The sequence below is a fragment of the Nonomuraea maritima genome (assembly GCF_900100395.1).
Taxonomy (GTDB): Bacteria; Actinomycetota; Actinomycetes; order Streptosporangiales; family Streptosporangiaceae; genus Nonomuraea; species Nonomuraea maritima.
This window is the reverse complement of the sequence record NZ_FNFB01000001.1, coordinates 628,605-642,209: the sequence shown is the minus strand read 5'-3', so window position 1 is coordinate 642,209 and position 13,605 is coordinate 628,605. Positions and strand designations below refer to the sequence as shown.

At 72.2% G+C, this 13,605-nt stretch carries 13 protein-coding genes; 5 read left to right on the top strand and 8 right to left on the bottom strand.

All coding sequences use genetic code 11. The annotated features are described in order from the left end of the window. Positions 1–16: 16 nt before the first annotated feature. From BLR04_RS03010 to BLR04_RS02990, 5 genes are all read left to right on the top strand, one after another. On the top strand, positions 17–778 hold the full coding sequence (locus BLR04_RS03010) for a helix-turn-helix domain-containing protein (RefSeq protein WP_090759241.1): 762 nt from the start codon (positions 17–19) through the stop codon (positions 776–778). Positions 779–848: 70 nt separating this feature from the next. Further along, positions 849–2,258: a 30S ribosomal protein S12 methylthiotransferase RimO gene (gene rimO, locus BLR04_RS03005; protein ID WP_090759556.1), complete on the top strand. Its 1,410-nt coding sequence runs from the start codon at positions 849–851 to the stop codon at positions 2,256–2,258. Next, complete coding sequence (pgsA, locus tag BLR04_RS03000) at positions 2,255–2,827, top strand: CDP-diacylglycerol--glycerol-3-phosphate 3-phosphatidyltransferase (RefSeq protein ID WP_090759240.1); 573 nt, start codon at positions 2,255–2,257, stop codon at positions 2,825–2,827. The genes rimO and pgsA overlap by 4 nt, the downstream gene beginning before the upstream one ends. A 3-nt stretch (positions 2,828–2,830) precedes the next feature. Then, positions 2,831–3,322: a CinA family protein gene (locus BLR04_RS02995; protein ID WP_090759238.1), complete on the top strand. Its 492-nt coding sequence runs from the start codon at positions 2,831–2,833 to the stop codon at positions 3,320–3,322. A gap of 287 nt (positions 3,323–3,609) precedes the next feature. Continuing rightward, positions 3,610–3,963, top strand: coding sequence for a helix-turn-helix domain-containing protein (locus BLR04_RS02990; protein WP_090759554.1), 354 nt, complete (start codon positions 3,610–3,612; stop codon positions 3,961–3,963). Here the strand turns inward: BLR04_RS02990 and BLR04_RS02985 are convergent. From BLR04_RS02985 to BLR04_RS02950, 8 genes are all read right to left on the bottom strand, one after another. Further along, positions 3,960–4,739, bottom strand: coding sequence for a DNA-formamidopyrimidine glycosylase family protein (locus tag BLR04_RS02985; RefSeq protein ID WP_090759236.1), 780 nt, complete (start codon positions 4,737–4,739; stop codon positions 3,960–3,962). The two genes, BLR04_RS02990 and BLR04_RS02985, sit on opposite strands and share 4 nt — an antisense overlap. Before the next feature lie 267 nt (positions 4,740–5,006). Next, a complete protein-coding gene (locus BLR04_RS02980; protein ID WP_090759232.1) occupies positions 5,007–6,533 on the bottom strand; it encodes a helix-turn-helix domain-containing protein in 1,527 nt (508 codons plus the stop codon). Next, entirely contained in the window at positions 6,530–7,624 is a 1,095-nt protein-coding gene (locus tag BLR04_RS02975) for an S-methyl thiohydantoin desulfurase family protein (protein WP_218128699.1), read from the bottom strand. The genes BLR04_RS02980 and BLR04_RS02975 overlap by 4 nt, the downstream gene beginning before the upstream one ends. A gap of 22 nt (positions 7,625–7,646) precedes the next feature. Then, complete coding sequence (locus BLR04_RS02970; RefSeq protein WP_090759230.1) at positions 7,647–8,756, bottom strand: S-methyl thiohydantoin desulfurase family protein; 1,110 nt, start codon at positions 8,754–8,756, stop codon at positions 7,647–7,649. Continuing rightward, positions 8,753–9,823 (bottom strand): S-methyl thiohydantoin desulfurase family protein, encoded by a 1,071-nt coding sequence (locus BLR04_RS02965; protein WP_090759228.1) that lies wholly within the window; start codon positions 9,821–9,823, stop codon positions 8,753–8,755. The genes BLR04_RS02970 and BLR04_RS02965 overlap by 4 nt, the downstream gene beginning before the upstream one ends. A gap of 1 nt (position 9,824) precedes the next feature. Further along, positions 9,825–11,387: a hydantoinase/oxoprolinase N-terminal domain-containing protein gene (locus BLR04_RS02960; RefSeq protein ID WP_090759226.1), complete on the bottom strand. Its 1,563-nt coding sequence runs from the start codon at positions 11,385–11,387 to the stop codon at positions 9,825–9,827. A gap of 30 nt (positions 11,388–11,417) precedes the next feature. Continuing rightward, entirely contained in the window at positions 11,418–12,743 is a 1,326-nt protein-coding gene (locus BLR04_RS02955) for a purine-cytosine permease family protein (RefSeq protein WP_090759224.1), read from the bottom strand. 201 nt (positions 12,744–12,944) lie between these two features. After that, positions 12,945–13,394: an RrF2 family transcriptional regulator gene (locus BLR04_RS02950; RefSeq protein ID WP_090759221.1), complete on the bottom strand. Its 450-nt coding sequence runs from the start codon at positions 13,392–13,394 to the stop codon at positions 12,945–12,947. Positions 13,395–13,605 lie beyond the last annotated feature (211 nt).

Below are 13,605 nucleotides of genomic sequence, written 5' to 3'. Positions count from 1 at the left end.
GTGGGGGGCGGTTCGCGTGCAGGAGCAGAGCATCGGGGCCATGCTGTCGGCGGCCAGGCAGGCAGCAGGTCTGACGGTCGCGCAGGTCAGTGCGGCCACGAGGGTCCGTGAGTCGATCGTCCAGGCGCTGGAACAGGACGACTACGGGCAGTGCGGGGGTCCCTTCTACGCGAGGGGGCACCTCAGGGCGGTGGCCAAGGCGGTGGGGCTCGACCCCGACGCCACGGTCCACCAGTTCGACCAGCACCACGGCGGCGCGCCGAGGCCGATGCGGGCCTCGGCCGTGTTCCAGACCGACCGCCAGATCCATCTGCCGGAGCGGCGCGGGCCCAACTGGTCGATGGCGCTCGGGGTGGCGCTGGCCGTCGCGGTGGTCTTCGGCATCCTGCGGGTGCTGGGCGGCGCCGGCGACCAGGTGCGTACGGGCGACATGCACGCGGCCTCGGCCCGGCCGAGCGTCCCGCCGAACACCCCGATCACGGAGAGCCCGCGGCCGAAACCGACGGTGCTGTCCGGCAAGAACGTGGTGACCGTGCGGATGAAGGCCAAGCGTTCGTCGTACGTGAACGTGCACGACGCCAAGGGACGCAAGTTGTTCGCCGGGACACTCAAGGCCGGCAAGACGTCCACATGGCGCGCGGCCAACCGGGTCGACGTGCTGATCGCCGACGCCGGGGCCATTACGGTGCACGTCAACGGCAAGCGGGTCACCGGGTTGGGCCCGGCGGGACAGGTGGTGCGGCGCTCGTTCGGGCCGCCGAAACCGCAGTCGAGGTAGATCACCAGGGCTTCTGCTGGGGAACCCGTGCATCGGGTGGTGGCCAACTCCCGATACCGTAGTGTTCACCATGTCATCCCGCCGTACCGCATCGCTGATCACTCTGGGCTGCGCACGCAACGAGGTCGACTCCGAGGAGTTGGCCGCGCGACTCGAGGCTGCCGGCTGGCAGCTGGGCGACGACGCCCCCGACGTCGTCGTCGTCAACACGTGTGGCTTCATCGACTCGGCCAAGAAAGACTCCATCGACACGCTCCTCGCCGCCGCCGACTCGGGCGCGAAGGTGGTGGCCGCGGGCTGCATGGCCGAGCGCTACGGCAACGAGCTCGCCGAGGCTCTGCCGGAGGCCAGCGCGGTCATCTCCTTCGACGACTACACCGACATCGGCGCGCGTCTCGACGACGTGCTCGCCGGCCGGTCGCTCACGCCGCACACGCCTCGTGACCGGCGCGCCCTGCTGCCCATCTCACCGGTCGACCGGGCCGCCGCGCCCAAGACCAACATCCCCGGCCACGGAGACCTGCCCGAGGGCCTCGCGCCCGCGAGCGGGCCGCGCGTGCTGCGCAAGCGGCTCGACGAGAGCCCCGTGGCCTCGCTCAAGCTCGCCTCCGGCTGCGACCGGCGCTGCACGTTCTGCGCCATCCCGGCCTTCCGTGGCTCCTACGTCTCGCGCCGGCCCGACGAACTGCTGGCCGAGGCCGACTGGCTGGCCCACCGGGGCGTGCGCGAGCTCGTCCTGGTGAGCGAGAACTCCACCTCCTACGGCAAGGACCTCGGCGACCTTCGGGCGCTGGAGAAGCTGCTGCCCGAGCTCGCCGCCGTCGAGGGCATCGAGCGGGTGCGGGTCAGCTACCTCCAGCCGGCCGAGCTGCGCCCTGGCCTGATCGAGGTGCTCACCTCCACCGACGGGGTCGTGCCGTACTTCGACCTGTCCTTCCAGCACGCCAGCGGCACCGTACTGCGCCGCATGCGCCGGTTCGGCGACCCCGAGCGTTTCCTCGGGCTGCTCGAGGCCATCCGTGAGCGCGCGCCCGAGGCGGGCGTGCGGTCCAACTTCATCGTCGGCTTCCCCGGCGAGACCGAGGAGGAGTTCGCGGAGCTGGTCGGCTTCCTGGAGCGGGCCAGGCTCGACGTCATCGGCGTGTTCGGCTACTCCGACGAGGACGGCACCGAGGCGGCCGACCTGCCGGGCAAGCTCGAGCAGGAGGTCATCGACGAACGCGTGCGCGTGCTCACCGAACTCGCCGAGGAGCTGACCGCTCAGCGGGCGGAAGAGCGCATCGGCACCGAGGTCGACGTGCTGATCGACGACGACCTGGGCGACGGCGGCTACGAGGGCCGGGCCGCTCACCAGGGGCCCGAGGTCGACGGCTCGGTCACAGTTCAGGGCATCGGCCTGGTCCGGGGGCAGATCGTGCGCGCGGTGGTGGTCGACGCCGAGGGGGTTGACCTGATCGCGCGCATCAAGGCCAGTCCATGAGAAGGGACGAGCGCCGCGTGGTAAGCCCGTGGAACATCGCCAACGTCCTCACGGTTCTCCGGTTGGCGCTCGTCCCTTTCTTTGTCGTCTGTCTTTTCCTGCCGGGCACGGGGTGGCGGCTGGCCGCGCTGGCGGTGTTCGCGGTGGCCTCGATCACCGACCACCTCGACGGCGAGCTGGCCAGACGTTACGGCTTGATCACCGACTTCGGCAAGATCGCCGATCCGATCGCCGACAAGGCGCTGACCGGGGCCGCCCTGGTGTGCCTGTCGATCCTGGGGGAGCTGCCGTGGTGGGTCACGGCCGTGATCCTCGGCCGTGAGGTGGGCATCACGGCGCTGCGGTTCGCGCTGCTGCGGCACGCCGTCATCCCGGCCAGCTACGGCGGCAAGGTCAAGACGGTCCTGCAGATCGCGGCCATCGTGCTCTACCTGCTGCCGTTCGTGCCCGATCAGGTCCGGTGGGCGGTGATGGGGGTGACGGTGGTGGTCACGGTCGGCACCGGCATCGACTACATCGTCAGGGCGGTGAGACTGCGTCACCTGGCCAGGCGGGCACGAGGGGAGTGAGCGATGGCTGATGTGGCCGGGGTGCTGGCGCTGCTGGTGGGCCGGGGGGCCACGGTGGCGGTGGCCGAGTCGTTGACCGGCGGGCTGCTCGGCGCCGCCTTCACGTCGGTGGCGGGGGCCTCGAAGGCGTTCCGCGGCGGGGTCATCGCTTACGCGACGGACGTCAAGCGCGACGTGCTGGGCGTGCCAGGAGAGCTGCTCGACCGCGAGGGGGCGGTGCATCCCGACGTGGCCGCGGCGATGGCCTCAGGGGCGGCACGGCTGTGCGGGGCGACGTACGGGCTCGCGGTGACCGGTGTGGCCGGGCCGGAGCCGCAGGACGGCAAACCCGTCGGCACGGTCTACGTCGCGGTCTCGGGGCCCGGAGGGCGGATCTGGTCGCGGGGATTGAGCCTTGACGGGTCACGTGAACGTATCAGGGTAGAGACCGTGGACGAGGTAGTCGATCTCCTTGCAGGTGTGCTGAAGGCTAACGTAGGGGAACATTCCGGATGATTACCGTGTTACGTCCCCAGCGAACATGCGAAGCACGGTCTGACGCCGTGTCGGTCGATGCGGGTACGGTGGAGCATGTGAGTGAGGTCCGTGAGCCAACTGCAAGCACCGAGCGCCCGGCAGGCGAGCCTGATGAGTCGCGTGACGAACCACGAGTGGCGGTCAAGGGGCCGCGTCGCCCCATGATGACGGCGAGGAGTATGTACGAAGCGAAGAAGACCGATGTGCGGCACGAACCGATCGCGCGGGGCGTGGTGAAGACATCCGCGCCGGGGAGGGAGCGACAGATGATTCTGCTGCGTCAGCTGCTCGGCGACGTGCTGAGGCGGTTGCGCGTGCGTCAGGGGCGCACGCTGCGAGAGGTGTCCACCCTCGCGCGCGTCTCGCTCGGTTACCTGTCAGAGGTGGAACGCGGCCAGAAGGAGGCCTCGTCCGAGCTGCTCGCGTCCATTTGCGGTGCTCTCGGGGTGCCGCTGTCGCAGGTGTTGCGTGAGGTTTCCGACCAGTTCGCGCTGGCGGAGCTGCAGGCTGCCCCTGTGCTGGCGGAGGTGCCCGAGCACGAGCGCCTTATCAGCGAGACGGTTCCCGGGCCGATCGCAGACTCGGTGTTTCCTGAGGTCAAGGACATGGTGGCCGCTTAACGCGGTTGACAGCCCGCACACCACAGGATGAGCCGTTCCTGTGGCTGCCTCCCCATCTCCGCACGGCTGATCCGGGTGCCGCATCGGCGACAGGGCCTCCCTGCCCTGCCATAGACCCAGGTCTGGTTCGCCGGTCGGCGATCACCTGTGGTCACCGTGCCCGCGTGCCCCTTGTTGGCCGCCAGCAGCCGCTGGGCCAGTGACACGAGCCCTTCGAGATCGTCGACTTCCCCGGTCTTGCGCCACGGCCAGATCCCCCGCAGGAAAAGGGTCTCGGCGCGATAGACGGTGCCGATTCCCGCCAGGTTGCGCTGATCGAGCAGCGCCTCGCCGATGGTCCTGTCCGGCGCCGCCCGCAGTCTCCGGACGGCCTCCTCCGGGTCCCAGTCCGGGCCCAGCAGATCGGGCCCCAGGTGGCCGACCAGCCGTGCCTCGTCGTCCGTCCTGACGAGGTCGACCATTCCCAGCCTCACTCCGATCGCCTGCCACTGCTCGTTGGCGAGGATCAGCCGCACGAGGTCGCCGGGCGGGGGGCGTCTGCCGGTGGGGATGACCCGCCAGCGTCCTTCCATGCGCAGATGGGTGTGGACGGTCAGGCTTCCCTCGACGCGGGTCAGCAGGTGCTTGCCGCGCGAGAGCGTGGTGAGGACCGCGCGGCCGGTCAGGTCGGCGGTGGCGTGCCGGGGGACGCGGAAGTCGGACCGGGTGAGCACGCGGCCGTCGAGGGCGGCACGCAGGCGTGCGCCGGCCCGGTAGACGGCGTCTCCTTCAGGCACCTGTCCAGTCTAGGCAGCACCATCCGCCCCCTCTCGTCCCCGAGAGGTCAAGGAGGCCCGCCTCTCTTGTCTGTGGGGGGTGGGCTTTTGGGGACGTCGGTCGTGTGCCCCCACTTCGTTGCTGTGGACGGGGATTCGGTGATGGGGGAGGCCGGTCGGCGGGTCCGCTGCCTCTTGGTTGTGGGGGTGTCGGCGTTCGGGGGTGCGGTGCCCTCTGCGTTGGCGGGGGTGGTGGGGTTTGGGGAGATCTCTTGGCTGCGGGGAGGGTCAGCGTTCGGGGAGGTCCACTGTGCGGCAGGCGAGGTGCAAGGCCAGGCGTTCGTCGCGGTGGGTCAGGTTGACGCCGAGTAGACGTTCGATGCGGTCGATGCGGGCCGTCACGGTGTTGCGGTGGACGCCCAGCACTGCTGCTGTCTCCGCGATGGACGACTCGGCGTCCAGATAGGCCGACAGGGTGCGGACGAGGTCGCCGGGCTGGTCGCGGAGCGGGGCCAGGAGGGCGCGGGCTGCCGGCTCGAAGGTGTCGGTGCGGGTCCATTCCAGGAGGAGCTGCGCCATCCCGAGCTGGTCGACGTGGAGGAAGAACCCTGACTCAGGGCGGGTCGCCGCGAGGCGGGCCGCGTCGGTGGCCTCCGCCACCGTGCCGGCCAGCCCGTCGGGCCACGGATGCGGGCGGCCCACCCCCATGTGGTCGCTGATGGAGCCCTGCAGCTTCCGGTTGGCGGCACGCAGCCGGGCCGCGAGCGCGCGCACCCGCGCCGCGGTGGGCTCCTGGGCGAAGCTGACCCACCCCGTCCAGCCGTCGCCGTGCTCGACGACGACGGCGTCGATGCCCTCGGCGCGCAGCACGCGCGAGATCTCCGCCGTGCCGGTCACGATGTCGAACGTGGACGTGGCGCCGATGCGGATGCCGATGTTCCAGCCGCCGACCTGCCAGCCCGCGTCGGCCACCCGGCGGCGCAGCTGCGCCGACGGCTCGCCGTCGAGCCGCAGCAGGTCGCCGAGCAGCGCGGTGCGGGCGCGGGCGTCGCGTTCCAGTTCGAGGCGGTGCGCGAGCAGCCAGCGCTGCACCGCGGCGGCGGCCACGGCCAGGGCGGGCGGTACGACGTCGGCGCGGGCCGCGGCGGTCCCGGTCAGCTCGGCGGCCAGCCAGTACGCCGGCCGCGCCGGTCCCGGCAGCAGCGCCGGGTGGGCGAGCAGCACCCCGTCGGGCAGGTCGGCGCGCTGCGGGACGAACTCGCCGACCCGTACGGCGGCCGCCGCGGTGAGGTCGCCCGCGAGCGGCCGGCCCCGGTCGTCCAGCAGGGCCACCGGGGCGCCGATCAGGTCGCGCAGGATCCGTACGACGGTCTCGGGGGTGTGGGTGCGGTCGTCGAAGGCGCGGTGGGCGGCGAGCACGAGCCGGGCGCGGTCGAGCTCAGGCGCGGCGAGCAGCAGCCGCGCCGCGACGAGCAGCTCCAGCGGGTCGCCCGTGGCGCCGAGCAGGGCCAGCCCGAGCCGGTCGGCCAGCAGCAGCGTGGCGGTCGGCGCGCCGGACGGCACGAGCACCCCCGCCCCGCCGGCGTCGACGACCCGCCGCAGCAGCGCGTCGACGTGCCAGTCGGCCGTCTCCATCGGACCGGTGACGACCACCAGCTCGTCGGCCGCGACGGGATCGGCCGCCCCCGGCCCCGCGACCGGCCCTGCGACAGGCCGGACCGATCCCACCTGCGCGTCGAGCCCGGCCGCTCCGGCGAGCACCCGCACCTGCCCGCTCCACTCGGGCAACGCCAGCAGCCTGCGGACGCTGGTCATCGGTCGGCTCCGAGCAGGACGGGGTCGCAGTCGATGCCGTACGCGCGCGGGGCCAGGACGTCGATCCGGCCCGGCACGGTCCAGAACGGGGCGATCGCGAGTTGCAGCACCATGACCTCCATGCCGGCGCGGATCGTGTCGCACGCGATCGGCACCGCGGTCCTGCGGTCGAGCACCGTGAGCACGTCAGGGGTGGTCGCGACGACGAGGCCGTCGCGCAGCGCCAGCAGGTACTCGTTCTCCATCTCCAGGCGCAGCAGCGCGCCGGAGGCGTGCTCGGCCAGCGTGACGCTGCCCTGGGCGAACCCGGCACGGCCGTGGTGCCGCGGCCCGGGGCGGCGGGTGACGTCGACGACCCGGCCCAGCGACAGGACGCGTCCTGAGGTGGCGTCGGCCACCTTGGCGGGGTCGGGTGACTCGCCCAGGTCGAGCACCCGGCGGCCCAGCCGCAGCGCGCCCGACACGGAGCCAGGGACGCTGCAGGCGGCCAGTTCACGTACCGGGATGGGGGCGAGGGCCAGTGCCGCCCACCCGCCCGCGCTGGACAGGAACGCGCGCGCCGTCCGCTCCAGGTCGTCCGGCGTGCCCGCGCCCAGCACGAGCACCTGCCCGCCCGGCTCGGCCAGCGCGGCGGGGGCGAGCGGCCGGTCGGCGGCGGCGAGGGTGAGCTGGTCGAGCCGCGGGACCCCGCGGCCCGACAGGTCGGCGTCGACGGTGGGCAGGCCCAGGTCGCAGGCGGCCACCAGCGGCATCATGCCGTTGAGCCCGCCGATCTCGATGGAGACCAGCGCGTCGGCGCGGGTGCCCGTCCAGCGCTCGATGGCGGAGACGATCGCCGCGAACTCGTGGCCGCCCGGCAGCTTCTCGGTGAACACCGCCGTCGCGCCGACCACCCCGACCGGCACGACCCACGCGTCGGGCGGCACGTCGGCGATCGGGCGGACGGCGACCTCCCGGCCGGCGGACAGCCGCCGGCGCAGCAGGGTCGCCGCCGTCCGGCTGTCGCCGCCGCCGCCGGAGCCGAGCACGGCGACGCCGCGTTCGAGCGCCGCCACGTCGGCGGGGTCGATGAGCAGCTGGTCGAAGGGCACCCCACCAGCTTGCCGTACCAGGTCAGGCGGTCGTGCCGACCGCTGCCTCCTCGACAGGGGTGAAGGTGTACGGCAGGCCGAACGCGGCCGGGCCGAACACCGCGAGCGCCTCCGGCGTGCGCATGAGGGCGGGGGTGGAGATGCCCACGACCGTGACCCGCTGGCCGTACCGGAGGGTCTCGGTGGTGATCGGCTCGGCCTGCTCCGACTCCAGCACGCACACCAGGTCGGGCACGACGCACCGCACCGTGCCGTCGACCAGGGCGACCAGGTTCTCGTTCTGGAACCGCAGCTCCAGCTCGTGCTGCCCGTCGAACGACTGCGCCGTCGCCCGCCCGCGGGCGAAGCCCGCCTCGGTACGGCGCTCCACGTCGGAGATCTTGCCGCGGAACAGCACCCGCAGGTGGGCGTACAGCGTGTGGCTGAGCGCCTCGGCCAGCGCCGCGATCGGGTCGGCGTTGCGCTCCCTGGCCTGCCTGATCGCGCGTCCGATGGTCAGCGCGAGGGTCAGGGTGCGCGGCACCGCCGTGCGCTTGACCTGCGCGCCGGTCATCGCGTACTCGGCGATGTGGGCCACGCCGCCGAGCCGGACGGTGACGCCGCGGGCCAGCCACTCCATGTGCTTGTTGTCGGCGCCGGTGTCGATGACCGTGGTCTCGCCGCGTTCGCCGGCGATGGCCATCGGCGAGCCGGGCACGCCGTACACGCCGAAGGTCTCCATCTGGAGCTCGGGGAAGGCGCGTCCCATGCCGTCGGCGTCGACGACGGGCAGGCGGGTGCGGGCGGCCACCACGAGCGGGATCATCGAGTTGATCCCGCCGCACTCGATCGGCATGGTGGCGTCGGCGGCCCTGCCCAGGTGCTTCTCCAGCGCGCGCAGCGCGTCGACAGGCTCGCTGCCGCGCGGCAGCTTCTCGTGCACCACCGTCGGGGCGCCCATCTGCGCGGTCGGGATGACGAGCGTGTCGTCGTCCAGCTCGTCGGGGTCGAGCACGGTGATGGGGCCGTGCTCGCGGATCGCCTGCCGGGCCAGCAGCTGCCCCACGTACGGGTCGCCGCCGCCGCCCGTGCCGAGGACGGCGGCGCCCCGCGCGAGGTCGGGAAGGTCCTGCTCGGTCAGCTGCCAGCTCATCGGGCCGCTCCCACCTGTGGTTCCAGGTCGTAGCCGAAGTAGCGCGGTCCGGCCAGCTCCAGCCCCTCTGGGGTGTGCCAGCGCGGGTCGCACGGCGCGGAGATGACGCTCACCCGCTGCCCGAACCGGAGCGACTCGGTGGTCACCGCCTCGCCGGTCTCGCGGTCGAGCGTGCAGATCAGGTCGGGTACGACGGCGCGCACCTCACCGTCGTGCTCGGCGACGAGGTGCTCGTTCTGGAACCGCAGCACCAGCTCGCCGGTGTCGCCGTCGAGGCCCGACAGCCGCGCGGTGCCGCGGGCGAAACCGGTGACGGTGCGGCGCTCGACGTCCACGACCTTGCCGGTGAACAGCCTGCGACCACCCAGGCGCGCCACCACGGCGTCGACCGGGTCGGTGTGCTCCTCGCGGGCCTGGCGCACCAGCGCCCCGAGCTCGGCGCACAGGCTGATCGTGCCGGGGACGAGCGACGCGCTCGCCTGCGCGCCGGTCATCGCGTACGAGCTGATCATCGCCGAGCAGCCCATGTCGATGGTCGCGGAGCGGGCCAGGCGCTCGGCCCAGTGGTTGTCGACGGTGTCCAGGATGACGCGGTTGCCCTTCTCGTCGGCGACCGACATCGGCGTCGCGCGCACCCCGTACAGGGTGGGCAGCACCATCTGGATCTCCGGGAACGCCCGGCCCATGCCGTCGGCGTCCACCAGGGGCAGCCCCAGCTGCGCCGCCGCGACCACGGGGATCAGCGAGTTGACGCCGCCCGCCTCGGCGCACGCGATGTGGGTGAGCTCGCGGCCGAGGTAGCCGGCCAGCGCCTCGGCCGCGATCGAGACCTGCTCGATCGACGGCAGCTTCTCCACCATCACGGTCGGCGCGCCCATCATCGCGACGGGCAGCACGGTCGCGTCCGCGGGCAGTTCGTCCAGCGTGCACGTCCGTACCGGGCCGTGCTCGCGCAGGGCGGACTGGGCGAGCAGCTTGCCGATATGGGGGTCGCCGCCGCCGCCCGTGCCGAGGATCGCCGCGCCGCGCGCGATGTCGTCCAGGTGCTCCAGGCCGATCTCGCGCATGTCAGCGTCCCTTCGTGTCGGTCAGTTGCAGCTCGCCCACGGCCTTGGCCCTGATGCGGGTGGCGTTGCCCGGCAGGTACGGGATCGGCACCTCGTCGAAGTCGACGATCTGCACGGTCGAGGGGGACGCTCCGGCCGCCACGGCCCGGTCCACGGCCTCCTGCTTGGCCTCGTCCACCACGGCGTCACGACGTCCGGGCTCCACCGCGTACACGCGATCGACCTCGCCGCCGATCTGCGCGATGGCGGCGCCGATCGCGTTGGCGACCGCGTAGTGGTCGGGACGGTGCACCGTCCCGGCGCCGGCCATCTCGTCGGGCAGCAGCACCGAGCCGCCGCCGACGGCCACGACGGGCAGCGGCTCGGCGGAGGTCCGCATGCGCTCCACGGCGTCGGCGACGTCCGTGGCGATGCGCCGCAGGGCCGCCGCGACCAGGTCCTTGTCGAGGTGCGCCACCAGGCTCGGGTCGCCGATCTCGGCGCGACCGGCCGCCACGGCGATGTCGGTCGCGGTCAGCGTGTCGCCGCCGAACACCAGCGCCTTCGAGGTCAGCTCGTAGCCGACGGAGTCGGGCCCGACGGTGACGGCGCCCGCCTCGCCGCGGACCCGGCTGCCGCCACCGATGCCGATCGACAGCACGTCCGGCATGCGGAAGTTGGTACGGATGCCGGCCACGGTCACGTCGGTCGTCGCCTCGCGCGGGAAGCCGTGCCGCAACACGCCCACGTCGCTCGTGGTGCCGCCCACGTCGACCACGGCGCAGGTGTCCAGGCCGGACAGCACGGCGGCGCCGCGCATGGAGTTCGTCGGCCCGGAGGCGAACGTCGCCACCGGGTAGCGGCGGGCGAAGTCGACGTCCATCAGGGTGCCGTCGTTCTGGCTCAGGTACAGCGGCGCGGTGATGCCCGCCCCGGTGACCGCCGAGGCCAGGCCGTCGACGATGTGGGCGGCCAGCTCGCGCAGCGCCGCGTTGATGATGGTCGCGTTCTCGCGCTCCAGCAGGCCGATCCGGCCGATCTCGTGGGAGAGCGAGATGGCCACGCCAGGCAGCTCGGCCGCGATGATCTCCGCCGCCCGCGCCTCGAACTCGGCGTTGACCGGGGAGAACACCGACGAGATAGCGACGCTGCGGACCCCGGCCTCGCCCATGCTCTGGGCGGCCCGGCGCACCTCGGCCTCGTCCAGCTCGGCGATGTGCCGGCCGTCGAACTCGTGCCCGCCGTGCACCAGGTGGCTGCTGCCGGACACCGCGTCGACGAGCCGCTGCGGCCAGTCCACCATCGGCGGCAGCGACGCGCCCGCGGGCAGGCTCAGCCGCAGCGCCGCGGTGGGCGCCAGCCTGCGGGCCTCGACCAGCGCGTTGATGAAATGCGTGGTGCCGATCATCACCGCGCGCACGTCGGCCGGGTCGAACGCCCGCTGCGCCTGCAGCCCCGCGAAGGCGGCCACGATGCCGGACGTGACGTCGGCGGTGGTGCTGGTCTTGACGGCGGCGAGCACCTGCCGGCCGTCCAGGAGGACGGCGTCGGTGTTGGTGCCACCCACGTCGATGCCGATACGCACGAGAACCTCACAACTCCTTTGTTCAGACGGTCAGGCGGCGGGGACGGTCGCCACATCGGCGGTGCGGCTGGTTCCGATGCCGCGTACGAGTCCCAGCTTGCCCGCGACCACGTAGAGGACGAACGCGACGACGAGCGCGTTGATGCTGCCGAAGCCCACCTCGACGTACTTGCCGACCAGGGCGGCGATCAGCCAGATCACCAGCGTGGCGGGCACCCACTTGGGGGCGGTGTCGGGCACCGTGCCCCGGGCCCTGGCGGCCTCCAGCTCGCCGCGCCAGCGCCGTACGACGAAGTATTCGGCGACCATGATGCCCGCGATGGGCGGGAACGCGACGCCGAGCAGGGTCAGGAACTCGGTGAACTGGTCGAGGATGCCGGCGGCGGCGAGCACACTGCCCACGATGCCCATGACGGCGGTGGTCAGCCCGCGGTGCAGCCGCTTGCCGAACACGGTGTCGATGAAGGTCACCAGGCCGAGGCCGGACGAGTACAGGTTCCAGTCATTGATCTTGATGGTGCCCACGACGATCACGAGGACGCCGACCCAGCCCACCGAGGAGGTGACGATCGTGGTGATCTCGCTGGTGCCGACCGCGTGCGCGAGCAGCACCCCGGCCAGGCCGATGACGTACTCGCCGAGCGTGACGCCCACCAGCGTCTGCTTGACCACGTCGGCGACGCTGCGGTTGAAGCGGGTCATGTCGGGGGTGATGATCGCGCCCACGATGAAGCCGCCCGCGACCAGCGTGGTGCCCTGCAGCAGGCTGAGCTGCGGGCCGGGCGGCGCGGAGGCGATCAGCGCGCCGAGGTCGTGCTTGGACAGCTCGCTCGTGATGGACCAGCCGACCAGGATGAGGAACGCGGGCACCGCCAGGTAGGCGGTCCAGGCCATCAGGTTGAAGCCCCACAGCACGATCGCGGTGACCAGCAGCCCGAACACCAGCGACCAGCCCCACTCGGGCAGCCCGCCGACCAGGCTCGCGAGGCCCTGCGCGGACACCGCCGACTGGATGCCGAACCACCCGATCAGGCTGATGGCGACCGCGAGCCCGATCAGCGCGGACCCAGCCCGGCCGAACCCCGTCCAGCGGGCCAGTACGGAGGTGGACAGCCCCTCCCGTACGCCGATCACGCCGATCAGGACCGCCACCACCTCCAGGATGACGGCCCCCAGGGTCAGGGCGAGGAACGCCTGCCAGAAGCCCATCCCGAAGCCGAGGGTGGCGCCGAGCAGGAACTGACTCAACGCGGAGATCTGCCCGAAACGCTGAACCGCGACGGACACCCAGGAATGACGGGCGCCCTCGGGCACCCGGGTGACCGCATAATCGTCGACACCGACGGCCGAGGCCATGCCGACCTCCTTAGCAAGCGAAATCCATAAGCTTGGGCGCTTACCGTAGGAGCTGGTCACCCGCCTGTCAGTGGGGAAAGTACACAGTCGGCCCGGGCGGCCTGTGCACAGTGCACTGTCGGCCGCGAGCTGGACAGCGTGTCAGGGAACGCCGAACGCGTCCCTCGCCTGGCGGGCGGGGACGAGCGGCGGAACGTGAGGTCAGTCCCAGGCGGCGGGGTCGGAGGCGAGCTGCGCGACGCGTTCGGGGAGCGAACCCGAGGCGACGTTCTCGAGCGTGACCTCTTCGAGGATCGAGCGCTCGGTCGCCCGCAGCGCGATCCAGACCTGCTGCAGCGACTCGGCCGGGCCGCGGTAGCCGACGTGCTCGGGCCGCTCGCCGCGCACGTTGGCCAGCGGGCCGTCGACGGCCCTGATCACGTCGGCCAGCGAGATCTCGGACGCCGGCCTGGCGAGCACGTAACCGCCCTCGGGGCCGCGCTGCCCGCGGACGAGCCCGGCGCGGCGCATCTGCAGCAGGATGTTCTCCAGGTATTTGGGAGGCATGTCCTGCTCTTTGGCCAACTCGCCCACGGTGGTTGGGCCGGCGCCGGCTGCGGCGAGTTCGGCAGCGGCGCGAAGGGCGTAGTCGACACGAGCGGATAGGCGCATGTACTTGATTATCCCTCCCGGCAGTCACTGGTTGACCCGCAAGAACGTGTGATCTGGTAGCAAGCTCACATTTTGCACGTCGTGGTCGTGAGGGTTCCGGGAACCCTGGTGACGGGTCCGCGCCGGATGGCATCCTCGTGTTCGCCCGCACCAGCGGGCGACGGCCGGAGAGCTAAACTCTCAACAACCTTTTCGATTGCAACGGTGGGAT